This window comes from Streptomyces sp. NPDC028928 (genome assembly GCF_055564915.1).
Genome location: NZ_JBVHVI010000002.1, coordinates 1 through 23,146, shown reverse-complemented (window position 1 = coordinate 23,146; position 23,146 = coordinate 1). Strand labels below are relative to the sequence as shown.

Genomic DNA, 23,146 nt, shown 5'->3' with positions numbered 1-23,146 from the left:
GGGGCGGGGGCGCGTGGCGTAACCGGTCGCGCCGCCGCGCCCCCGGACGCACTCTGAAAAGGACCGGGCCCTCTTGGCAAGCGCGCCCGGCGGGGGCACGGTGCCCGGAGTCCCACCGCAGAGCCCGGAGTACGACCGGAGGAGCCGACATGCCCACGAAGATCCTCATCGTCACCGGCGACGCAGCGGAGTCCCTGGAGGTCCTCTACCCCTACCAGCGGCTGCTGGAGGAAGGGTACGAGGTCCACATCGCGGCCCCCACCCGCAAGACCCTCCGTTTCGTCGTCCACGACTTCGAACCCGGCTACGACACCTACACCGAGAAGCCCGGCTACACCTGGCCCGCCGACCTGGCCTTCTCCGAGGTCGACCCCGGTGACTACGCGGCCCTCGTCATCCCCGGCGGCCGGGCCCCCGAGTACCTGCGCAACGACGCCGAACTCCGCAAGATCCTCAAGGCCTTCTTCGACGCGGACAAGCCGGTCGCGCAGATCTGCCACGGCCCGCTGCTCACCGCCGCGATCGACTCCCTCCGGGGCCGCCGTGTCACGGCGTACCCCGCGCTGGAGCCGGACATGCAGGCCGCGGGAGCGGGCTTCCAGGACACGGAGGCGGTCGTCGACGGCACCCTGGTCTCGTCCCGCGCGTGGCCGGACCATCCGGCTTGGATGCGGGAGTTCTTGGGGGTGCTGCGGACCAAGGCACCGGTGAGCTGAAGGGTTTTTGGGGCCGTGGACGCGCCGTCGCGCAGACGGTGCGCCCCCGGCTGCCGGTCCGTGGTGCTCGCCTCGCGCGGTTCCCTGTGCCCCTGGGGAACCGCAGCACAGGACGCCGAGAAGTCCCCCTCCGGCTACGCCGCTATCCGCCGCGCCTCCGCCACCGCCTCGGCCAACGTGTCCACCACCGGCACCCCCGCTCCCTCCAGACTCTCCCGGCTGTGCGACCCCCCGCTGTACAGCACAGCCCGTGCCCCCACATACCCCGCGGCGACCGCGTCGTCCGCCGCGTCCCCGATCACCACGGTCCGCTCCGGCGCCACCGCCCCCGCCAGCGCCTCCAGATGCCGCACCATGTGCTCGGCCTTGCTGCCCCCGGACGGCCCCGTCCGCCCGTCGACCCGTATGAAGTGCGCCTCGATCCCGAAGCCCCGTACCAGCGGCACCAGTTCCTCGTGCCCGTACATGCTCAGCAGCGACTGGCTGTGCCCCGCCGACCGCCACCCTGCGAGCAGCTCCTCCGCGCCCTCGGTCAGCGAACACCGCACCCGGTGCTCGGCGTAGTACCGGTGGAAGACCCCGTCCATCAGCTCCCACTCGACGTCGGTCGGCAGCCGGCCGAGCAGCCGCTCGTAGAACTTCGGCACCGGTACGCAGTACAGCGCCCGGTACTGCTCCAGCGTGATCGGCGCGAGCCCCAGCTCGGCGAAGGCCGCGTTCGTCGCCCCGATGATCGCGTCATTGTCGTGGAACAGCGTCCCGTTCCAGTCCCAGACGATGTGCGCGCTTCCGTGCATCCCCATGTCCAAGACCGTACCCGCCACCACTGACAATCACGGCGCCACCCGGCATCGGCCCAGGTCAGCCCTGCCCGACGAGGTTGGGGATCTCCTGCGTGGCGTACCACAGCAGCTCGTGGTCGTCCGCCTCGTCCACGACGAACTGCGCGTCGTCGTCCCCGCCGTCCGCCGCCTCCAGCGCGTCCGCCGCCGCGGCCACGTCCGGCTCCGCGTCCTCGGCGTCGACGTGCACGGAGGCCGCCTTCGCGAGCGGCACCGGCACCGTCACGGTGACCTCGCCGAGGGCGGACGGTTCCAGCCCGCGGCCGGGGTCGGCGCTCACGGCGCCGTCGGACACGTCCACGGCGATCACGACCCGGCGCCGTACCGCGTCCGGGTCCGCCGCCAGCAGCCGCAGCGAGGCCAGCGCGGCCCGGCCGAGCGCCGCGTACTCCAGCTCCTCGATGTCCTCGGAGAGGTACCACTCGCGGAGCGCGGGCGTGACGGCGTACGCGACGAGGGGACCGCTCCCCAGCTCACCCGTCTTGTGCGCCTCGGCGAGAGCGGGGAGGGTCAGGGGGACGTAGACGCGCATGCTGGCCGCTCTTTCCTGTTCCTGGTGAAGGCTCCGCTGGGGCCTCGGGGAGGGCGGCTGGCGCGTCTCCCGAAGGGGCCTTCAGGATACGTGCGCCGTCCCCTTTCGGGCGCCTGCCCGCCCCCGTGGAGGCGTCCACTCCGCGCCCGGTGTTCACCCTGTCCCGCCGCCTGCCCACGGGGTTCCCGCCTCCCCGTACCCCTCGGATAGGTGAACATTCCGGGCCCCCTCCCGCCCGCCTCCGTCTCCTTGCCCACCCCTCCGGCACCCCGTACAAGATCCCCACCAGCGAGTTACCGCCCGGTATCCCCGGGCCCCGCCCGAACGGGGACCCCCATGAACAAGGTCATGAGCCGTACCGCCCAGCCCCGCCCGCGGCACCGCCCGCCGACCCGCCGCGACTCCCGCCGCCCCGGCGGCGCCCCACCCCGCACGCCCAGCCGTCCGGCGGCCACGCGGGCACAGACGGTCCGTACGCCGCCCGGAACGGCCGCCGGGCAGCCACGGCCCACCGACCTCTTCGCCGAGCGTCTGCTGGCCGTCCTGAGCGGCCAGCGCCCCGTCCACTGGATGCTCCGGCACACCGCCGGCCACGCCTACGACGAACTGGCCCGCCTGGCCGCACGCAGGCCCCTGCGCACCCTCGGCGCCCGCCCCGTCGTCCACGACATCGGCTACTACGTCCCCAGCGAGGGCGCCCTGGAGGTCTTCGCCCGCATCGCCGCCGGCGACCGACTCCGCGCCATGGCCTTCCGCCTGGAACGCGGCAAGGACCTCCGCTGGCGCTGCACAGCGGTGGAAACGGGCACGCCGTAGCGCCGCCGACAGCGCCGCTGGTGCGGCACCGGTGGGCACACAGAAGGGCCGGGCCCCCGAAAGGAGACCCGGCCCTTCTCAAACGCCGGCGTTACTTCTTCCGGCGCCGGCCGCCCTTGGCCTGCCGCCGCCGCTCGGCCCGCGTCAGCCCGTCCGACTCGGACCGCACCGGCTCCTCGTCCTCGAGGTCACGCTCGACGACGCCGCCCTCACCGTCCACCGTAGGCGCGGAGAAGTGCAGATCCCGCCGCTGCGGAACGTCCAGCCCCTTCGCACGGATCTCGGGACGCGCGCCCGCCTGCGCCGGCACCGTGTCCTGCACGCCCTCGCCCACCGGCTGGGCCTCCTCGACCGGCACCTCCTCGACCTGCTGCTCGACCTGGACCTCCAGGTTGAACAGGTAGCCGACGGACTCCTCCTTGATGCCGTCCATCATGGCGCTGAACATGTCGAAGCCCTCGCGCTGGTACTCGACCAGCGGGTCCTTCTGCGCCATCGCGCGCAGGCCGATGCCCTCCTGGAGGTAGTCCATCTCGTAGAGGTGCTCGCGCCACTTGCGGTCCAGGACCGACAGCACGACCCGCCGCTCCAGCTCACGCATGATCTCGGAACCGAGCTGCGCCTCACGGGCCTCGTACTGCTCGTGGATGTCCTCCTTGATGGACTCCTCGATGAACTCGGCGGTCAGACCGGCCCGGTCGCCGGCCGCCTCCTCCAGCTCCTCGATGGTGATCTTCACCGGGTACAGCTGCCGGAAGGCACCCCACAGCCGGTCCAGGTCCCAGTCCTCGGGAAAGCCCTCGGAGGTCTCGGCGCGGACGTACGCCTCGATCGTGTCGTCCATGAAGTGCTGGATCTGCTCGTGCAGGTCCTCGCCCTCCAGGACGCGCCGGCGCTCGCCGTAGATGACCTCGCGCTGCCGGTTGAGCACCTCGTCGTACTTCAGGACGTTCTTACGGGTCTCGAAGTTCTGCTGCTCGACCTGCGACTGCGCGGACGCGATCGCGCGCGTGACCATCTTGTTCTCGATCGGCACGTCGTCGGGCACGTTGGCCATCGACATCACGCGCTCGACCATCTGGGCCTTGAACAGGCGCATCAGGTCGTCGCCGAGGGAGAGGTAGAAGCGGGACTCGCCCGGGTCGCCCTGACGGCCGGAACGGCCGCGCAGCTGGTTGTCGATGCGCCGCGACTCGTGCCGCTCGGTGCCGAGGACGTAGAGGCCGCCCAGCTCCTCGACCTCCTCCTTCTCCGCCTTGACGGCCTGCTCGGCCTTCTCCAGGGCGGCGGGCAGGGCAGCGGCCCACTCCTCGATGTGCTCCTCGGGGTCGAGGCCGCGCTGGCGCAGCTCCGCCTCGGCGAGGTCCTCGGGGTTGCCGCCGAGCTTGATGTCCGTACCACGGCCGGCCATGTTGGTGGCCACCGTCACGGCGCCCTTGCGGCCGGCCTGGGCGACGATCTGCGCCTCGCGCTCGTGGTGCTTGGCGTTCAGCACCTCGTGCTGGATGCCGCGCTTGCTGAGCTGCTGCGAGAGGTACTCCGACTTCTCGACGGAGGTGGTGCCGACGAGGATCGGCTGGCCCTTCTCGTGCTTCTCGGCGATGTCGTCCACGACCGCCTCGAACTTGGCCACCTCGGTGCGGTAGATCAGGTCCGACTGGTCCTTGCGGATCATCGGCTTGTTGGTCGGGATCGGGACCACGCCGAGCTTGTAGATCTGGTGGAACTCGGCGGCCTCGGTCATCGCCGTACCGGTCATGCCGGAGAGCTTCTTGTAGAGGCGGAAGAAGTTCTGCAGGGTGATCGTGGCGAGCGTCTGGTTCTCGTCCTTGATGTCCACCCCTTCCTTCGCCTCGATCGCCTGGTGCATGCCCTCGTTGTAGCGGCGGCCGGCGAGGATACGGCCGGTGTGCTCGTCAACGATCATGACCTCGCCGTCGATGACGACGTAGTCCTTGTCCTTCTTGAAGAGTTCCTTGGCCTTGATCGCGTTGTTCAGGTAACCCACGAGCGGGGTGTTCACCGACTCGTAGAGGTTGTCGATGCCCAGCCAGTCCTCGACCTTGCTGACACCGGACTCGTGGATGGCGACCGTGCGCTTCTTCTCGTCGACGTCGTAGTCGCCGGTCTCCTCGATGCCCTTCAGCGGGTTGCCTGCCTCGCCGCGCTTGAGGCGCGTGACCAGCTTGGCGAAGTCGCCGTACCACTTGGTGGCCTGGTCGGCCGGGCCGGAGATGATCAGCGGCGTGCGGGCCTCGTCGATGAGGATGGAGTCGACCTCGTCCACGATGGCGAAGTTGTGGCCGCGCTGCACCAGCTCGTCCTTCGACCACGCCATGTTGTCGCGCAGGTAGTCGAAGCCGAACTCGTTGTTCGTGCCGTAGGTGATGTCGCACGCGTACTGCTCGCGGCGCTGAGCCGGCGTCATGTTGGCGAGGATGCAGCCGACGGACAGGCCCAGGAACTTGTGGACGCGGCCCATCATCTCGGAGTCGCGCTCGGCCAGGTAGTCGTTGACCGTGATGAGGTGGACGCCGTCCCCGGACAGGGCGTTGAGATACGCGGGCAGCGTGCCGACGAGGGTCTTGCCCTCACCGGTCTTCATCTCGGCCACATAGCCGAGGTGGAGCGCGGCACCGCCCATCAGCTGCACGTCGTAGTGCCGCTGGCCGAGGACGCGCTTGGCGGCCTCGCGCACGGTGGCGAACGCCTCGGGGAGCAGGTCGTCCAGGCTCTCACCTTCGGCGTAGCGCTGCTGGTACTCCGCGGTGAGGGCCCGCAGCTCGGCGTCGGAGAGGTCGACGAAGTCCTCTTCGATGGAGTTGACCTGGTCCGCGATGCGGTGCAGCTTGCGCAGGATCTTGCCTTCGCCTGCACGCATGATCTTCGAGAGGACGGACACGGGGGCTGGTCTCCTTGCCGGTCGGGCCTGGGACGGTCGGTTTTCCTTCTGACGTACTGAGCAACGGCCATCGTATGCGAGGACCCGGCTGCGCCGGGAGGCCTGGCGGCCCGACGGCTGCTTCACCCGGGACAACGGACGGTGCATCCGGATAGTGCCGCATCGAGGCACGGAATTACGCGAAATGTGATCGCCTGCTCACGCATCGCGAAAATCCATGACTCCGGACGGGCGTCCCGAGCAGAATCGGCCGATGGAACCCGTCACGCTCACCACGGACCGTCTCCTGCTGCGCCCGGTCGGCCCCCGCGACACCGACGCGGTGTACGAGGCCGTGCAGGATCCCGACATCCGGCGCTGGACGACGGTCCCCTCGCCCTATCTGCCGGAACACGCGATCAGCTTCACCGAGCAGGTCGTCCCCGACGGCTGGTCGCAGGGGTCGATGTTCACCTTCGGCGTCTTTCTCGGCGGCGGCGAGCTGGCCGGCATGCTCGCCCTCACGATGCGCTCGCTGGGCACGGCCGAGATCGGCTTCTGGGCGGCCAAGGAGCACCGCGGCCGCGGGTATGTCGTGGAGGCCGCGCTCACCGCCTGCCGGTGGGTGTTCACCGAGGTCGGTGTCGACCGTGTCGAGTGGCGGGCCGAGGTCGGCAACCACGCCTCCCGCGCGGTGGCGGAACGCGCGGGCTTCACGATCGAGGGCACCCTGCGCTCCGGCATCAACAACAAGGGGGTGCGCCGGGACTGCTGGGTCGGCTCCCTGCTCCCCTCGGACCTGGGCCTGCCCTCCACGGCGCCGTACCTGCCCGCGCGTTCCTGAGCCCCGCGCCCGGGACGGTCCTGGTGAACGCGCAGGTCGTCGCGGACTGTCAGTGGCACCCTTTATCGTCCGGCACATGACGACCCAGCCGCGCCCCACCACCACGCTCACCGCGGACGACGCCCGCCGGATCGCCCTGCGGGCCCAGGGCCTGCTCGGCGCGCCCGACCGGCGCGCGGGTGTCCGCGGGGTGCTGCGCCACCTCGGCGCGGTGCAGCTCGACACCATCTCGGTCCTCGCCCGCTCCCACGAGCTGGTGCCGTACGCCCGGCTGGGCGCGGTCGGCCGCCAGACCGTGGAGGCCGCGTACTGGACGGACGCCCACGCGTTCGAGTACTGGTCGCACGCGGCCTGCATCCTGCCCATCGAGGAGTGGCCGCACTTCGCCTTCCGCCGCCGCGCCTACCGCGACCGCCCGCACTGGCACCACGAACTCCCCGACGGCGCCTACGACCAGGTCATCAAGCAGCTCCGCACCGAGGGCCCGCTGACCGCCACGGAACTGGGCGGCGCGAAGAAGACGAACGACTGGTGGGACTGGTCGGGCACGAAGGTCGCCGTGGAGCGCGCGCTGATGTACGGCGAGGTGGTGTGCGTGGAGCGGCGCGGCTGGAAGCGGGTGTACGACCTCGCCGAGCGCGCGGTCCCGGCCGCGTTGCTGCACGACGAGCTGGACGACACCGAGTGTCTGCGCCGACTGGTCCGGCTGGCGGGCGAGTCGCTCGGGGTCGGCACGCGCGCGGACATCGCCGACTACCACCGTCTCAAGGCCGAGCAGGTCGACGCGGTGATCGCGGACTCGGGGCTGGTACCGGTCGAGGTCGAGGGCTGGGGCAGGCCGGCCTGGGCGGATCCGGCGGCCCTGGCGACGCCGCCGCGGGGCCGGCACCGCACCACGCTGCTGTCGCCGTTCGACTCGCTGATCTGGGAGCGGGCGCGCACGGAGCGGATCTTCGGTTTCACCCACCGGTTGGAGGCGTACGTCCCCAAGCCCAAGCGGGTCCACGGCTACTTCGCGATGCCGGTGCTCGCGGGCGGCCGGCTGGTCGGGCGTGTCGATCCGGCCCGGGAGGGCCGCACGCTGGTGGCCAAGCAGGTCACCCTGGACGGCCCGAAGGCGGTCCCGGCGGTCGCCCAGGCCCTGGTCGAGGCGGCGGCATGGGTGAACTGCACGAACGTCCGCGTGGAGCGGGTGGACGCCCCCGAGCTGCGCGAGCCCCTCGGAAGGGAAGTCGCCGGGCTGCTCGGATAGGCGCTAGCGGATCTCCAGGATCTTCTCGCGCATCGCGTAGACCACGGCTTCCATCCGGGAGTGCAGCTGCAGTTTCTCCAGGATGTTGCGCACGTGGTTCTTCACGGTGTTCTCGGAGATGAACAACTCCTTGGCGATGTCCCGGTTGTTCATGCCCGTGGCGACGAGCTTGAGGACCTCCAGCTCGCGGTCGGTCAGCCGGGGCGCGGGCACCAGCCGGCGCTCGTCGGTGCGCTGGATCATCGACTTGAACTCCGTGAGGAGCTTCGACGCCATGGACGGGCTGATCTGCGACTGCCCGTCGGCCACCGCGCGGATGGCGGTGGCCACCTCGTCGGTCGAGATCTCCTTGAGGAGGTATCCGGTCGCGCCCGCCTTGATCGCGTCGTAGAGGTCGGCCTCCTCGTCGCTGATCGTCAGCATGATGATCTTGGCGCTGGGGGCGACCTCCTTGATGGAGGTGCAGGCCTCGATCCCGCCGCGCTTGGGCATGCGGACGTCCATCAGCACGATGTCGGGCAGCAGATCGGCGGCCTTGTCGACGGCCTCGGCCCCGTCGCCCGCCTCGCCGACGACCTGGATGTCCTCCTCGGCCGCCAGCACGATCTCCAGGCCGCGCCGGAAGAGGGCGTGGTCGTCCACGACCAGGACTCTGATCGGCTCGTCGCGTGACGAGCCCGCGTCCGGGTGCCTGCCGATGACATCGTCGTCGGCGTCCCCGTCCCGCATCGGTCCGAAGGTGTCCGCCATCGTTCCTCCCCCTGAAGGCTGTGGCCTGTGGTCCTGTGCCATCGCCAACCCAAGGCAGCGGCCCACCGGTTGGGCCGGTGCGGCCATGATTTCATGCTCGGACGGCACCGAGGTGACGTGCGGGGCGCGAAGTGGTCGCACACCGGTGCCCCTGGGGGCGCACACGCGCTCCAGGGGCACCGGCTCAGCTTCAGCCGGGTGGGTCAGCCGCCCAGCGTGCCACCCGCCGCGGGGGGCTGCGCCTCGGCGACCATCGGGTCCGTGCTGAGGTGGATCACGCCGTAGTCGTAGGCGTGTCGCCGGTAGACGACGCTCGGTTCCTTCGTCTCGGAGTCGACGAAGAGGTAGAAGTCGTGGCCGACCAGTTCCATCTCGTAGAGGGCCTGGTCGAGGGTCATCGGGGAGGCGACGTGGGTCTTCTCGCGGACGACGAGGGGGCCTTCGCCCTTGACCTCCAGGGAACCGATCTTCTTGGTCGGCACGCCGTCCGTCTCCTCCTCCTGGACGGGGAGGCCGCTGCCGTTCAGTGTCGCCGCGCCCGGGACGTGGTCGGGGACCTCCGCCGCCGAGATCCGGCGCGCACCTCGGCGCGAGAACCGCTTGTCGTGCTGCTTGCGCAGCCTGGCGTCCAGCTTCTCCGCCGCCAGGTCGAGTGCCGCGTACGGGTCGCTGGCCGCCGCCTCCGCCCGGATCACCGGACCGCGGGAGCGGAGCGTGATCTCCACTCGGTCACAGCGGTCGGCCTGACGGGGGTTCGGCTCCTTGGACACCTCGACGTCGAGGCTGATCACCTTGGCATCGAGCCTCTGGATCTTCTCCAGCTTCAGCTTCTCGGCCACGTGCTTGCGGAACCGCTCGGGCACCTCGGTCTTGCGGCCTTTGACGACGATGTCCACGCAGAACTCCGTTCCCGGATCGCTCCGCTGCATCGGCGGAGCATCTCCCTTTTGCACCAGGTCCGGTGATCACCGGACCTCGGACTCGGTGACTTCCACCTCCTCCTCCCCCATGGGCGAGAGCTCCACCCCACCGGCGCGGGTGATTGCGGAAAAACCCGCGGCACGGCATTCGGATATGCGAGGTGTGGCCTGCGCCTTTCCTCACACCCGAACATATCTCGCCCGGACGGATGTCGTCACCCTCTACTGCGGCGTACCTCCGTTCAGGTGAATTAGCCGTCTCACTACCTGCAACGATGCAGGTCGGCGGTCAGTTCCTGTTTATTTCGAAAGAATCGTGCGGAGCGGCGATCACTGCGGCATGGAGCACCTTGCCGAGGGCCTTCGGGGCCGCCTTTTCCGGTGCACTGTGCACCCACTCCGTCCGCTCCCGCCGTACACCGATCCGTCGTTCCTCCCTACCTTCCCGAGTTATGGCCTGATACACGGCCGATCCACCCTCCCGACGGGATACCGCCGCCTCCCGCAGGGCCCGCGCCGCCTCCGCGAGAGAGGCGCCCGTCGTCATCAGGTCGTCGACGAGCACGACCCGGCCCGTGCCGAGCAGCCGGCCACCGCCCGGGCTCACCTCCAGCGCCCCGGCGAGGTTCTCCAGGCGCCGCCGCGCGTCCAGCCCCGCCTGGTCCGCCACGGCCCGCCGCTGGCACAGCACGGCCGTCACCCGGGCCGGCGTTCCGGTGCGCCGCAGCTCGCCGGCGGCCGCGAGCGCCATCCGCCGCACCGGATCGTGCCCACGCGCCCGCACGGCCCACCGCGCGGAGGGCACCGGCACCAGCAGCACGGGCCCACCCCCCGGCAACCCGGCCGGCCGCGCACCGGCACCACCGTCGCCGAGACTCACCCGAACGGCCGCCGCCAGCGCCGTACCCAGCACTCCCGCGAGGAGCAGCGCGCCCCGCTCTTTGTGCGCGAGCAGCAGCGCACGCACCTCCGCCGCGTACGGAGCCACCGCGTGCACCACCGGCAGCCCGGCCGGCTCCGGCACCGGCCGCACCCGCCGGGGCACACCCGCCTCCAGCGTGACCCGGCACCTCGGGCAGAGCGCCGTACGAGGTGCACCGCAGCCCGCGCAGTCGGCCGGCAGCACCAGGTCGGTGAGGTCCTGCCACCACCCCCGCATGACCACCACTGTGCCAATGCCGGGGCCGGGCGGCCACCCCTGTGGACAACGCCCTGTGGATAACTCGGTGCACCGCGCGCCGCGCGCCGCAGGTACGGCGAGGGCACATCCGGCTGACCGGCCCGGACAGACCGTCCGGCCCGGTCAGACCGTCAGCGGAGACCGGCCGTCAGCCCGGATAGACCGGCGCCGTCCCGTCCTTGTCGACCTTCTGCCACTGCGCCCCGGACGGCAGCCGTACGATCCCGTCCTCCGAGTAGGCCACCAGCGGCACCCGCTCGTCCTCGGACGCGGCGATCGCCTTCACGCTGGTCAGCGCGCCCGGAGCCGGGCCGTCGAGCGTGGAGCCGTCGACCTGGACGTACCGCATCTGCTGCACACCGCCCTGCTCCTGGCCGACGACGAGCAGCCTGCTGTCCCCGGCCCAGGAGATGGCACTGACCTGCTCCAGGTCCGGCGCCGCCGACCGCAGCCCGTCCACCGAGATGCCCTGGCCGGTGCCGTCGTCGCGCTGGATCCGGCCGATGTACAGGGACTGCTTGCCGTCCTTCGCGGCCACGACCAGCGCGATACGCGCCCCGTCCGCGGCCACCCGGGCGTCCTTGATCTGGCCGGGCAGGTCCGGGACGGCGACCTGCTCCGGCTTCTCCACGCCCTGGCCCAGGACGAACAGCCGCGGCCGGTTCGGGTCGCGGTCGGCCACCCACAGGTCACCGCGGGCGTCCCAGCTCGGAGTGGTCAGCCGCTGCTCGGGGGCCGGCCCCCCGCTGGTCACCTGCGGCTCGCCGAGCGAACCGCCCGACGCCAGCGACGTCACGTACAGCGACCGGCCCTCGTCGCCGACCCCGGCCGCGGTGTGCTCGTCCCGCGACACCGCCACCGACCGCAGTCCCCTGCCGCCCTCGCCCAGCGGCCCCGGCACCGGCACGGACCCGGTGCCGGTGCTCCCGGTCTGCATCCGTACCACCCGGCGCTTGCCGTCGAGGAAGTACAGGTACTCGGGGCGCTTGGTCGCCCCGTGCCAGGCGGTGGACTCGGCGCGCTCCTCGGTCAGTTCGCACAGCCGGTCGTCGCCGGTCCCGCGCAGTTCGACGGACTCCAGCGTCGGCGCCAGGTTCCGCAGCGTGAACAGCACCTGCGTCGCCATCTCGGTGCACTTGCCCGCGGCGACCTGGGACGCCTTGAGGTTCAGCGGCACCGTCAGCTTGTTCTGGTCGTCCGGCGCCAGGCCGGAGGTGCCCTTCTCCAGCGCCGTACCGGTCGGGAAGCTGGACCTGACCACCGGTTCGAGCCAGTCGGTGGGCCCCTTCAGCAGCGAGCGGACCATCTGGGTCATCGGGTCCACCTTGCTGCGCACGAACACCGGATCGGCGACCGCCACCGGCTGCCCGCCCGCCCCGGCCGCCGCCTCGGAGGCGAAGTAGTACTTGTCGACGGACGTGTAGTTCCGCTGGAAGTCCGACTTGCCCATGACGACGCCGTCGGGCAGCCCGTCGATGCGCCACTGCCCGCTCTTGGCGTCCTTCGTCAGATGCAGCTTCTTGCGGTAGGAGCCGTCGGCGGGCTGGTAGGCCTGCTGCGCGTCGACCGTGGCGACCCGGGTGCCGGCCAGCAGGCAGGTGACGCTGTTGGTCTCCTCGCGGCCGCCCGGCCGGCAGTCGGTCTCGATGGTCGGCCCGTTCGCGAGGACGGTGGTGGACCGCTCCGGCCGCCACCTGTCCGCCGCGTCGGCCGTCAGGTACTTGCGCGCCGTGTCGTACTCCGGGTCGTCGCTGGTCAGGGCCTCCAGGAAGCCCTGCATGATCTCGCCCGGACCGGCGCCGTCGGCCGGCGGCATGGCGAACACCCGGACCCCGGTGTCCTGCCGCGGCGTGGACTCCACGTCCCGCAGGTCCCCGCTGTCGGGCATGGAGGCACAACCGGCCAGCAGTACGACACCCAAGGCGGCGTACGCCGCCGCGCGCGCCGACCGCCGCCGTGCGCCCCCTTTGCGGTCAGCGGCCACGAAATGCCTCCCCTGGCTCGGTCGAGTCCTGCGGCGCCGTCGAGTCCTGCGGCGCGGGCGCCTCCGTCCGGCCCGCGTCCGCCTCGGGCGCGGCAGGTGCGGCGGGCCCGTCGCCCGCACGCCGTCCGCCACCGGTGGGCCGGGGCACCACGCGCGCGCCGTTGCCGTTGCCGGGCAGGGCCGTCGGGTCGGCGGCCGGGGTGGCGGACAGTCGCGGCGCGATCGGGTTCCGCGGCGGCAGCGCGGGCGCCTGGGCGCCGGCCTGCTGCACCGGAACGGTCGCCCGCTTCTCCCCGCCCCCGCGGGACGCGCCGGCGTCGTCGAGGCCGCGGTTGCGGCGCGAGTCCTTGGGCTCCAGCGGTATCGGCGAGCCCCGCAGCGGCTCGTCCGCCGTCCTGGGCAGCGTCAGGCGGAACTGGGAGCCGCCGCCCGGCTCCCCCCAGGCCTGCAGCCAGCCGCCGTGCAGCCGCGCGTCCTCCAGGGCGATCGACAGCCCGAGACCGGTGCCGCCGGTGGTACGCGCGCGTGCCGGGTCCGCCCGCCAGAACCGGCTGAAGACCCGGGTCGCCTCGCCGGGCTTCAGCCCGACGCCGTAGTCCCGCACCGCGATGGCCACGGCCCCGCCCGCCGCGGCGAGCTTGACCACGACGTCCTTGCCCTCGCCGTGCTCGACGGCGTTGACGACGAGGTTGCGCAGGACGCGCTCCACGCGCCGGGCGTCCGCCTCGGCGACGATGGGCTGCTGGTCGCCGACCACCCGTATGTGCGTGCCCTTGCGCTCGGCGAGCGGCTCGGCACCGCTCACCACCCGCCGCACGACCTCCCGGAGGTCGATCGGCTCGGCCTCCAGCGCGGCCGCGCCGGCGTCGAAACGGCTGATCTCCAGCAGGTCCGCGAGCAGCGACTCGAACCGGTCCAGCTGGTCGGCGAGCAGCTCGGCCGACCGCGCGGTCACCGGGTCGAAGTCCTCCCGCGCCTCATGGATGACGTCGGCGGCCATGCGGACGGTGGTCAGCGGGGTGCGCAGCTCGTGCGAGACATCGGAGACGAACCGCCGCTGCATCCGCGACAGGTCCTCCAGCTGCTGGATCTTGACCTGGAGGTTCTGCGCCATCTTGTTGAAGGCCTCGCCCAGACGCGCGATGTCGTCCTCGCCGGTGACCTTCATCCGCTCCTGCAGCCGCCCGGCGGACAGCCGCTCCGCGATCCCGGCCGCCATCCGCACCGGCGTGACGACCTGCCGCACCACCAGCCAGGCGATGGCTCCGAGCAGGACGACGACGAACAGGCCGGCCGTGGCGAGGGTGCCCTTGACCAGGCTGAGGGACTTCTCCTCCTGCGTGAGCGGGAAGAGGTAGTACAGCTCGTACGGGCGGCCGTTGGGGTCGTTGACCTGCTTGCCGATGGCGAGGCCCGGCTGCGACTCCTTGCCGCCGTAGTAGACGATCCGCGTGTTGCTCTGCACGGCCGTCGTACCGCTGTTGACCCGCTCGCGCAGGGCCGCGGGCACACTGGAGGTCGGGTTGACGTTCCCGGAGCCGCGCGGGCTGCGCCCGCCGCCGCTGTCGTCGCCCACGGGCAGCGTCACCACGTCGAAGGCGCCCGCGCCGCCGCTGGACAGCGACTCCACGAGGTCGCTCATCCACGGGATGACGTTCTGCGACTGCCGCCCGTCCTCGGTCGAGGTGCCGTCACCGGTGCCCGCACCGGTGCCGCTGGCCGCCTCGTCGGCCTTCTGCTTGGCCACCGCGAACCCGCCCGTGGCCTGGCTCTGCGACGCCTTCACCTTCGCGTCCAGCAGGCCGTTGCGCACCTGCCCGATCACGACGAAGCCCAGCAGCAGGACGACACCCAGCGACATCAGCAGGGTGGTGGCGACGACCCTGAGCTGGATGTTGCGCCGCCACAGCCGCATCACCGGCAGCAGCGGACGGCGCACCCAGCGCAGGAACAGCCGCAGCACCGGGCTGCCCTGGACACCGCCCTCCAGCAGCCCGCCGTCGAACAGGCCCCGGAAACGCGCACGCACCGCCGGCCTGCCGACAGACCGCCCCGGACGGGCCCCGGAACCGCCGGGGGCCGAAGCGGCGCTGTCCCCGGACATGTCAGCTCGGCCCGGCCTTGTAACCGACACCACGGACGGTCACCACGATCTCCGGCCGCTCCGGGTCCTTCTCGACCTTCGAGCGCAGCCGCTGGACGTGCACGTTCACGAGCCGCGTGTCGGCCGCGTGCCGGTAGCCCCACACCTGCTCCAGGAGCACCTCGCGGGTGAACACCTGCCACGGCTTGCGCGCGAGCGCGACCAGCAGGTCGAACTCCAGCGGTGTCAGCGCGATCGACTGCCCGTCCCGCTTCACCGAGTGCCCGGCGACATCGATGACCAGGTCACCGATGGTGAGCTGCTCCGGCGCCGGCTCCTCGGACCTCCGCAGCCGCGCCCGGATACGGGCCACCAGCTCCTTCGGCTTGAACGGCTTGACGATGTAGTCGTCGGCGCCCGACTCCAGGCCCACGACCACGTCGACGGTGTCGCTCTTGGCCGTGAGCATCACGATCGGCACCCCGGACTCCGCCCGGATCAGCCGGCACACCTCGATGCCGTCCCGCCCGGGCAGCATCAGGTCGAGCAGCACCAGATCGGGCTTGCTCTCACGGAAAGCGGCCAGCGCCTTGTCGCCGTCGGCTACGAAAGACGGCTCAAAACCTTCACCACGCAGCACGATGCCGAGCATCTCGGCCAGTGCCGTGTCGTCGTCGACGACAAGGACTCGTCCCTTCATAAACGACATCATCCCATTCTCATAACAGCGACAGGCGCCCTGGTGAGGGAGGTCACTGGCCGGTGACGATAGTCGTACGGAGCCGTCACTGTCTGCCCCTGGCCGCCGACCACCGGACTTCTCGGGCCCGGCGGGGAGAGCGGCAGGGAGGCCGGACCGCCGTGCCCCCGCCCTTTCACCCTCCCCACCTCGCTGTCACGGGGGGACTCAGGACCTCGTTGATCAGGTCGTCGTCACCTGACGCGACCTGGCGCACAGTTCCGCAAGCGCCTCGGCCGTCACGGGTGAGGCCGCTCCCTCCTCGGTGACGATCGCCGTCACCAGTTCCGGCGGCGTCACGTCGAACGCCGGGTTGTACGCCTGCGTCCCCAGAGGGGCCACCGGAACCCCGCCGCCCGGTCCCGCCACCGGCACCTGCGGCGCCATCACCTCGGTCACCTCGAAGCCGGGACGCTGCTCGACCTCGATGGACGCCCCGTCCGGCGTGTCCAGGTCCACCGTCGTCACCGGCGCCACCACGATGAACGGCACATGGTGGTACCGGGCGAGCACGGCGAGCGGATAACTCCCCACCTTGTTCGCCACCGCACCGTCGGCCGCGATCCGGTCCGCCCCGATCAGCACCGCGTCCACCTCACCCGCCGCGAACAGGGAACCCGCCGCGTTGTCGGTGAGCAGGCTGTACGCCATGCCACTGCGGGCCGCCTCGTACGCCGTCAGACGGGCGCCCTGCAACAGCGGACGCGTCTCGTCCACCCACAGCCGCCGCAGCCGGCCCGCCCGGTGTGCCGCGAGAGCCACCGCGAAGGCCGTGCCCTCCCCGCCCGACACCAGCGCACCGGTGTTGCAGTGGGTCAGGATCCGGTGCCCGCCGCCGGGCAGCAGTTCGTCCAGCAGCGCCAGACCATGCGCCGCCATCCGGGCACTGGCCTCGGCATCCTCCTGGTGCAGCGCCCGCGCCGCGGCCAGCGCCGCCACGGCGCCGGCCGTGGGGTCGCCGGTCCTGGCCAGCGCCGCCTGGTACGCGGCCTCGGCCCGGCGCACCCCTACGGACAGGTTCACCGCGGTGGGCCTGGCCTCCTCCAGCGCCCGCGCCGCCTCGGCCACGTCGAAGCCGCGCGCGGCGGCGAGCGCGACGCCGTACGCCCCCGCGATTCCGAGCAGCGGCGCTCCGCGCACGGCGAGCGATCGGATCGCCTCCACCAGCGCCGCCGCGTCCGTGCACACCAACTCGACCTCTTCGGCCGGGAGCCGCGTCTGATCAAGAAGGGCCAGTACGGGACCTTCTGGTGGTTCCTCCCATCGGATTGCAGGTATCTCGGTCGGCCGCTTGTCCCCGCTGCTGGTTCGCGCCTGCTGATCAGCCATGCCGCAAGTCTGCCCCGGATCCGGCGGACAATTGAAGGTGGCCGCCCCCTACCGCGGCCGGTACCCCGGTGACCAGCCCATGGCACGATGGCTGCCAACCTGCCGCCGCGACCGCGGACGGGCACCGAGAAGGAGCTTCGATGACAGACACTCCGGGCTGGGCCTCGCCCGGATCCGCCCCGTCGTCCGAGGGTCGGGAACCCGGTGCGTCCGGCCCCGCCGAGCCCGCCGACCGCCCCGGCCCCACCGAGCCCGCGCCGCAGCCCGGCACGGACCCGCAGGCCCCAGGCGGGAAATGGTCCAAGGAGCAGCCGCCACCCGGCCAGTGGTCGGCTCCCACCGGTGCCCCGAGCCCCCACCAGGCCCCGCCGCCCGCACCGCCCGGCCCGGGCTGGGGCAGCCAGCACCCCGGCGGCCCAGGCCCCGGCGGCTACGGCGGCGGATACGGCGGCCCTCCCGGCGGCTACGGCGGCCCTCCGCCCGGCCACGGCGGCTACGGACACCCGGGCGGCTACCCCGCCTGGGGCGGCGGCTGGGGAGGCCCCCCGCCCGCGGCCAAGCCCGGTGTCATCCCGCTGCGCCCGCTCGGCGTCGGTGAGATCCTCGACGGCGCCGTGTCCACCATGCGCACCTACTGGCGCACGGTCCTCGGCATCGCGCTGGCCGTCGCCGCGGTCACCGACACCTGCCTCGTCCTGGTGCAGGGCCTCTTCCTCAACGACGCCCTCGCCAGTGCGCAGCTCGACAGCCGGACCGCCACCCCCGACGACGTCTACCGCGCCCTGCGCGAGTCCATGATCGGCAGCGGGATCGTCACCGTGATCTCCGCTGCCGCCGTCATCGTCGCCACCGCCCTGCTCACGACCATCACCAGCCGCGCCGTGCTCGGCAAGCCGGTCAGCGCCGGCGAGGCCTGGCGGGAAGCCCGCCCACAGATCCCGAAGCTGGCCGGGCTGCTCATCCTGCTCGGCCTGATCACCGTCGGCGTGATCATCACCGGCGCACTGCCCGGCTTCCTGGTCCTGATCGCCGGCGGCAGCGACGCCGGCGGAGCCGCGCTGTTCGCGCTGGGCATCCTCGCAGGCGTCGTCGTCGCGGTGTGGCTGGCCATCCGCTACTACCTGGCCGCACCCGCCCTGATGCTGGAACGCCAGGGCATCACCAAGTCCATGAGCCGCTCCGCCAAGCTGGTGCGCGGCTCCTGGTGGCGCGTCCTCGGCATCCAGCTGCTCGCCTGGCTCATCGCCAACATCATCTCGGCGATCATCACCATCCCGTTCGCCCTCATCGGAGCCGCCGTGAGCGGCGACGGCATGGACAACTTCCTCGGCACCAGCGGCGAACACGTCGGCTGGACGTTCCTGATCATCCGGGGCATCGGCTCCCTGATCGGCACCACGCTCACCCTCCCGATCAGCGCCGGCGTCACCGTGCTCCTCTACATCGACCAGCGCATCCGCCGCGAGGCCCTCGACCTCGAACTGGCCCGCGCCGCCGGTGTCCAGGGCTACGGCACCGGCCCCGCCGGCCCCGTCCCCGGGAGCTGATGCGGTGAGCCTCACGGGGGAAGTTCTCACGGCGGCATCCCCATCGGGCGCCGCCGCCACCGCCGTACGACGGCTGCTGCGCGCGTCGGACCACGCCGTCCTGGCGGCCGGCGGCTCGGGAGACGAACCGCCGCTGACCATCCCGCGCGATCCCGCCCAGGAAGCGGCCCGGCGCGAGCTGTCCAAGCGGATGTACCACGAGAACGACCCCAGCCTGCTCCAGCGCGCCCTGAACGCGTTCTGGGACTGGGTCGACCGGCTGTTCAGCACAGCGGCCTCGGCGACCCCGGGCGGCACCGTCGGCCTGCTCGTCGTGATCCTGTCCGTCGTCGCCGTGCTGGCCGCCCTGTGGTGGCGCCTGGGCACCCCCCGCCGCCAACCCACCTCAACCGCCGTCCTGTTCGACGAGCGCCCCCGCAGCGCCGCCGAACACCGCGCCGCCAGCGAGGCCCACGCGGCCCAGGGCCACTGGAACCAAGCCGTCCAGGAGCGCATGCGAGCCCTCGTCCGCTCCCTGGAAGAACGCGCCCTGCTCGACGTACGCCCCGGACGCACCGCCGACGAGGCGGCTGCCGAAGCCGGCCGCGTCCTCCCCGCGCACACGGATCGGCTGCGCGCCGCCGCCCGCGAGTTCGACGACGTGACATACGGCGGACGCCGGGCCGGTGAGCAGTCGTACCACCGCCTCGCCGAACTCGACCGCGACCTGGAACGCACCAAGCCGGCCCTCGCCAACAGCCCCGCCAGTGCCACCAGCACGGCCCCCAGCACCCGCCAGGGGGCAGCCGAGTGACCACCGAGGCCACGTCGACCACCACTTCCCTCGCGCCCACCGGCCGCCAGGTGTGGACCCGGGCACGCGGCATCGCGCTCGCCGTCGTACTGCTCCTGGCCGCGGCCGTCGCCATGGCCGCCGTACGCTCCACAGCCCGGCACGGCGAACTGGACCCACGCTCCGCCGACCCCTACGGCAGCCGGGCCGTCGCCCAACTCCTCGCCGAGCGGGGTGTCTCCACCCGCGTGGTCACCACACTCGGTGCGGCCCGCGCCGCCGCCGGCCCGGACACCACCCTTCTGGTGGCCGTACCCGACCTGTTGAGCCACCGTCAGCAAACCCGGCTGCACGCCGCGACAGCGTCCTCCGGTGGACGGACCGTCCTCGTCGCGCCCGGCATCTGGTCCGTCGAACGGCTCGTCCCCGGGGTCACCGCGGACCCCGCCACCAGCAGCGAAGACACACTCGCCCCGGACTGCACCCTGCCCGAGGCCCGGCGCGCGGGCACCGCCGACACCGGCGGCATCCGCTACACCACCACCCACCTCGACGCCGACTCCTGCTACCCCAGCGCACGCCTCGCCACCCTGCTGCGCATCCCCGCGGCCTCCGGAGGCGGCGACACCGTCGTGCTCGGCGCGCCCGACATCCTCTACAACGACCGCCTCGACGAGCAGGGAAACGCGTCGCTCGCCCTCCAACTCCTCGGCTCCCGCCACCATCTGGTCTGGTACCTCCCCTCGCTGTCCGACTCCGCCACCACCGAAACCGGCGAGCAGAAAAGCTTCCTCGAGCTGCTCCCCTCGGGCTGGCTCTGGGCGACCCTGCAGCTCTTCATCGCGGCGGCCCTCGCCGCCTTCTGGCGGGCACGCCGCTTCGGCCCCCTCGTGCCCGAAAAACTCCCCGTAGCGATCCGCGCCTCGGAGACCGCCGAAGGCCGCGCCCGCCTCTACCGCAAGGCCAACGCCCGCGAACGCGCCGCCGCCGCCCTTCGCGCCGCCACCCGCACCCGCCTCGCCCCCCTCGTGGGCGTCCCCGTCGCACAGGCACACACGCCCGAGGCCCTGCTCCCCGCCCTGTCCGCACACCTCTCCGGCGACGGACAGACCCTGCACTCCCTCCTCTTCGGACCGCCGCCCGGCGACGACGCGGCCCTCATCGCACTCACCGACCAACTCGACGCCCTCGAAAGAGAGGTACGCCGTTCATGATGGACCCGACCACTGACAACGCCGGGCAGAGCGGAGACCCTGGCACCGCCCGGGCCTCCCTGGAAGCCCTGCGCGCCGAAATCGCCAAAGCCGTGGTCGGCCAGGACCCCGCCGTGACCGGCCTCGTCGTCGCCCTCCTCTGCCGCGGACACGTCCTACTAGAAGGAGTCCCCGGGGTCGCCAAAACGTTGCTCGTCCGGGCCCTCGCATCCGCACTCGAACTCGACACCAAGCGCGTCCAGTTCACCCCGGACCTGATGCCGAGCGACGTCACCGGCTCCCTCGTCTACGACACCCGCACCGCCGAGTTCTCCTTCCAGCCCGGCCCGGTCTTCACCAACCTGCTCCTCGCGGACGAGATCAACCGCACCCCGCCCAAGACCCAGTCGTCCCTCCTGGAGGCCATGGAGGAACGCCAGGTCACGGTCGACGGCACCCCGCGCCCACTCCCCGAACCGTTCCTCGTCGCCGCGACACAGAACCCGGTCGAGTACGAGGGCACCTACCCCCTCCCCGAAGCCCAACTGGACCGCTTCCTCCTCAAACTGACGATCCCTCTGCCCTCCCGGCAGGACGAGATCGACGTCCTCACCCGGCACGCCTCGGGCTTCAACCCGCGCGACCTGCGCGCCGCCGGCGTGCGCCCGGTCGCCGGCCCCGCCGACCTCGAAGCGGCCCGCGCAGCCGTCGCCAAGACGACCGTGTCCCCGGAGATCACCGCCTACGTCGTCGACATCTGCCGCGCCACCCGCGAGTCGCCCTCTCTCACCCTCGGCGTCTCCCCGCGCGGCGCCACCGCCCTGCTCGCCACCTCACGCGCGTGGGCCTGGCTGACCGGCCGCGACTACGTCATCCCCGACGACGTGAAGGCCCTCGCCCTGCCCACCCTGCGTCACCGCGTCCAGCTGCGCCCCGAGGCAGAGATGGAGGGCGTGACCGCCGACGCGGTCATCAACGCGATCCTCGCCCACGTCCCGGTCCCCCGCTGATGGCACTCACCGGACGCGCCGCCCTCCTCGCGGCCCTCGGCTCGATCCCCGTCGGCATCCTGGAACCAGGCTGGACGGGCATCCTCGCGGTCAACGGCCCCCTGGCGCTGGCCTGCGCCTGCGACTACGCACTGGCCGCGCCGGTACGCCGTCTGCTGCTGACCCGCTCCGGCGACACCTCCACCCGCCTCGGTGACACCGCCGACGTCACGCTCACCATCACCAACCCGTCCCGCCGCCAGCTGCGGGCGCAGGTACGGGACGCGTGGCCCCCGAGCAGCTGGCAGCCGGGCACCGAGATCGAGTCCTCCCGGCACCGGCTGTCCGTCCCCCCGGGCGAACGCCGGCGAGTGACGACCCGGCTGCGCCCCACCCGCCGGGGCGACCGCCAGGCCGACCGCGTCACGATCCGCTCCTACGGCCCCCTCGGCCTGTTCTCCCGCCAGGGCGCCCACAAGGTGCCTTGGACGGTACGAGTCTTGCCCCCGTTCACCAGCCGCAAGCATCTGCCGTCGAAACTCGCCCGATTGCGTGAACTCGACGGCCGCACCAGCGTGTTGACCCGTGGTGAGGGAACGGAGTTCGACAGCCTGCGCGAGTACGTCCCCGGAGACGAGACCCGCTCGATCGACTGGCGAGCCACGGCCCGGCAGTCCTCCGTCGCCGTCCGCACCTGGCGGCCCGAACGCGACCGGCACATCCTCCTGGTCCTGGACACGGGCCGAACTTCGGCCGGCCGGGTGGGCGACGCCCCACGCCTGGACGCCTCGATGGACGCGGCGCTGCTGCTCGCGGCCCTCGCCTCCCGCGCCGGCGACCGCGTGGCCCTGCTCGCCTACGACCGCCGGGTACGCGCCCTGGTCCAGGGCCGCTCAGCGGGTGACGTGCTGCCGTCCCTGGTCAACGCGATGTCCTCGCTGGAACCCGAACTGGTCGAGACCGACGCCCGTGGCCTCACCGCGACCGCTCTCCGAACCGCGCCTAGGCGTTCGCTGATCGTGCTCCTCACCACACTGGACGCGGCACCGGTCGAGCAGGGTCTGCTGCCGGTACTTCCGCAGCTCACTCAACGCCACACCGTTCTGGTCGCCTCGGTAGCCGATCCGCACATTGCCCGCATGGCGGAGGCCAGGGGCAACGCGGAGGCCGTGTACGAGGCGGCCGCTGCGGCGCAGGCGCAGAGCGAACGTCGGCGCACTGCGGAACAGCTCCGTCGTCACGGAGTGACGGTGGTGGATGCGATTCCGGAGGATCTGGCGCCGGCGCTAGCCGATGCCTATCTGGCACTGAAAGCGGCGGGCCGGCTCTGAGAGCGCGGTCCACCGCCGTCCCTTCAGGGACACCGACTCCTGAACGCAGAAAACCCCCGCATCGAAACGATGCGGGGGTTTTCCCAAAAATTGTTCGGCGGCGTCCTACTCTCCCACAGGGTCCCCCCTGCAGTACCATCGGCGCTGTGAGGCTTAGCTTCCGGGTTCGGAATGTAACCGGGCGTTTCCCTCACGCTATGACCACCGAAACACTATGAAACTATCAACCGGAACGCCTTACGGCGACATGGTCGTGGTTTCAGAACCAACACAGTGAACGCGAGCGTCTGAGGACAAGCCCTCGGCCTATTAGTACCAGTCAACTCCACCCGTTACCGGGCTTCCATATCTGGCCTATCAACCCAGTCGTCTACTGGGAGCCTTACCCCATCAAGTGGGTGGGAGTCCTCATCTCGAAGCAGGCTTCCCGCTTAGATGCTTTCAGC

At 71.8% G+C, this 23,146-nt stretch carries 19 protein-coding genes and 2 rRNA genes; 9 read left to right on the top strand and 12 right to left on the bottom strand.

Annotation, left to right across the window (positions count from 1 at the left end; genetic code table 11):
* Nucleotides 1-149 precede the first annotated feature (149 nt).
* Nucleotides 150-716 carry a DJ-1/PfpI family protein gene (locus ACZ4U1_RS05940; protein WP_467900156.1) on the top strand — a complete coding sequence of 189 codons (567 nt, stop codon included), beginning with the start codon at nt 150-152 and terminating at the stop codon, nt 714-716.
* Nucleotides 717-850: 134 nt separating this feature from the next.
* Here the strand turns inward: ACZ4U1_RS05940 and ACZ4U1_RS05935 are convergent, their stop codons facing one another.
* Nucleotides 851-1,519: an HAD family hydrolase gene (locus ACZ4U1_RS05935; protein ID WP_467900154.1), complete on the bottom strand. Its 669-nt coding sequence runs from the start codon at nt 1,517-1,519 to the stop codon at nt 851-853.
* A gap of 58 nt (nt 1,520-1,577) precedes the next feature.
* Nucleotides 1,578-2,090: a DUF6912 family protein gene (locus tag ACZ4U1_RS05930; RefSeq protein WP_467900153.1), complete on the bottom strand. Its 513-nt coding sequence runs from the start codon at nt 2,088-2,090 to the stop codon at nt 1,578-1,580.
* A 336-nt stretch (nt 2,091-2,426) separates the two neighbouring features.
* On the opposite strand from ACZ4U1_RS05930, the gene ACZ4U1_RS05925 reads away from it, so the two are divergent.
* Nucleotides 2,427-2,906, top strand: coding sequence for an Rv3235 family protein (locus tag ACZ4U1_RS05925; RefSeq protein ID WP_467900151.1), 480 nt, complete (start codon nt 2,427-2,429; stop codon nt 2,904-2,906).
* 91 nt (nt 2,907-2,997) lie between these two features.
* Here ACZ4U1_RS05925 and secA read toward each other — a convergent pair whose 3' ends face one another.
* Nucleotides 2,998-5,808 (bottom strand): preprotein translocase subunit SecA, encoded by a 2,811-nt coding sequence (gene secA, locus ACZ4U1_RS05920; protein WP_467900150.1) that lies wholly within the window; start codon nt 5,806-5,808, stop codon nt 2,998-3,000.
* Between the two features lie 253 nt (nt 5,809-6,061).
* On the opposite strand from secA, the gene ACZ4U1_RS05915 reads away from it, so the two are divergent.
* Nucleotides 6,062-6,631, top strand: a complete 570-nt coding sequence (locus tag ACZ4U1_RS05915) for a GNAT family N-acetyltransferase (protein ID WP_467900148.1) — start codon at nt 6,062-6,064, stop codon at nt 6,629-6,631.
* A 76-nt stretch (nt 6,632-6,707) separates the two neighbouring features.
* A complete protein-coding gene (locus ACZ4U1_RS05910) occupies nt 6,708-7,883 on the top strand; it encodes a winged helix-turn-helix domain-containing protein (RefSeq protein WP_467900147.1) in 1,176 nt (391 codons plus the stop codon).
* Between the two features lie 3 nt (nt 7,884-7,886).
* On the opposite strand, the gene ACZ4U1_RS05905 is transcribed toward ACZ4U1_RS05910, so the two are convergent.
* The 7 genes from ACZ4U1_RS05905 to mtnA form a co-directional block, all read right to left on the bottom strand.
* Nucleotides 7,887-8,633 carry a response regulator gene (locus tag ACZ4U1_RS05905; protein ID WP_467900145.1) on the bottom strand — a complete coding sequence of 249 codons (747 nt, stop codon included), beginning with the start codon at nt 8,631-8,633 and terminating at the stop codon, nt 7,887-7,889.
* A gap of 203 nt (nt 8,634-8,836) precedes the next feature.
* Entirely contained in the window at nt 8,837-9,529 is a 693-nt protein-coding gene (gene hpf / locus ACZ4U1_RS05900; protein WP_373303887.1) for a ribosome hibernation-promoting factor, HPF/YfiA family, read from the bottom strand.
* A gap of 313 nt (nt 9,530-9,842) precedes the next feature.
* On the bottom strand, nt 9,843-10,712 hold the full coding sequence (locus tag ACZ4U1_RS05895) for a ComF family protein (RefSeq protein WP_467900143.1): 870 nt from the start codon (nt 10,710-10,712) through the stop codon (nt 9,843-9,845).
* Between the two features lie 169 nt (nt 10,713-10,881).
* The gene (locus ACZ4U1_RS05890) at nt 10,882-12,717 is read right to left on the bottom strand and encodes an LpqB family beta-propeller domain-containing protein (protein WP_467900141.1); all 1,836 of its coding nucleotides are present in this window, start codon (nt 12,715-12,717) and stop codon (nt 10,882-10,884) included.
* The gene (mtrB, locus tag ACZ4U1_RS05885; protein ID WP_467900139.1) at nt 12,707-14,821 is read right to left on the bottom strand and encodes an MtrAB system histidine kinase MtrB; all 2,115 of its coding nucleotides are present in this window, start codon (nt 14,819-14,821) and stop codon (nt 12,707-12,709) included. Before mtrB ends, ACZ4U1_RS05890 begins: the two co-directional genes overlap by 11 nt.
* Before the next feature lies 1 nt (nt 14,822).
* Nucleotides 14,823-15,512 (bottom strand): two-component system response regulator MtrA, encoded by a 690-nt coding sequence (gene mtrA / locus ACZ4U1_RS05880; RefSeq protein ID WP_187279108.1) that lies wholly within the window; start codon nt 15,510-15,512, stop codon nt 14,823-14,825.
* A 210-nt stretch (nt 15,513-15,722) separates the two neighbouring features.
* Entirely contained in the window at nt 15,723-16,868 is a 1,146-nt protein-coding gene (mtnA, locus tag ACZ4U1_RS05875; protein WP_467900137.1) for an S-methyl-5-thioribose-1-phosphate isomerase, read from the bottom strand.
* Between the two features lie 140 nt (nt 16,869-17,008).
* On the opposite strand from mtnA, the gene ACZ4U1_RS05870 reads away from it, so the two are divergent.
* Genes ACZ4U1_RS05870 through ACZ4U1_RS05850 form a run of 5 tightly spaced genes read left to right on the top strand, consistent with a single transcriptional unit; the run spans nt 17,009 to nt 22,700 of the window.
* Complete coding sequence (locus tag ACZ4U1_RS05870) at nt 17,009-18,415, top strand: glycerophosphoryl diester phosphodiesterase membrane domain-containing protein (protein WP_467900135.1); 1,407 nt, start codon at nt 17,009-17,011, stop codon at nt 18,413-18,415.
* A gap of 4 nt (nt 18,416-18,419) precedes the next feature.
* Nucleotides 18,420-19,208: a DUF4129 domain-containing protein gene (locus ACZ4U1_RS05865; protein WP_467900133.1), complete on the top strand. Its 789-nt coding sequence runs from the start codon at nt 18,420-18,422 to the stop codon at nt 19,206-19,208.
* Complete coding sequence (locus ACZ4U1_RS05860; RefSeq protein WP_467900130.1) at nt 19,205-20,401, top strand: DUF4350 domain-containing protein; 1,197 nt, start codon at nt 19,205-19,207, stop codon at nt 20,399-20,401. Before ACZ4U1_RS05865 ends, ACZ4U1_RS05860 begins: the two co-directional genes overlap by 4 nt.
* Nucleotides 20,401-21,390: an AAA family ATPase gene (locus ACZ4U1_RS05855; RefSeq protein ID WP_467900128.1), complete on the top strand. Its 990-nt coding sequence runs from the start codon at nt 20,401-20,403 to the stop codon at nt 21,388-21,390. The genes ACZ4U1_RS05860 and ACZ4U1_RS05855 overlap by 1 nt, the downstream gene beginning before the upstream one ends.
* Entirely contained in the window at nt 21,390-22,700 is a 1,311-nt protein-coding gene (locus ACZ4U1_RS05850; protein WP_467900126.1) for a DUF58 domain-containing protein, read from the top strand. Before ACZ4U1_RS05855 ends, ACZ4U1_RS05850 begins: the two co-directional genes overlap by 1 nt.
* 92 nt (nt 22,701-22,792) lie before the next feature.
* On the opposite strand, the gene rrf is transcribed toward ACZ4U1_RS05850, so the two are convergent.
* A 5S ribosomal RNA gene (gene rrf / locus ACZ4U1_RS05845) occupies nt 22,793-22,909 on the bottom strand.
* 80 nt (nt 22,910-22,989) lie between these two features.
* Nucleotides 22,990-23,146: ribosomal RNA gene (locus ACZ4U1_RS05840) — 23S ribosomal RNA — on the bottom strand; the annotation flags it as partial.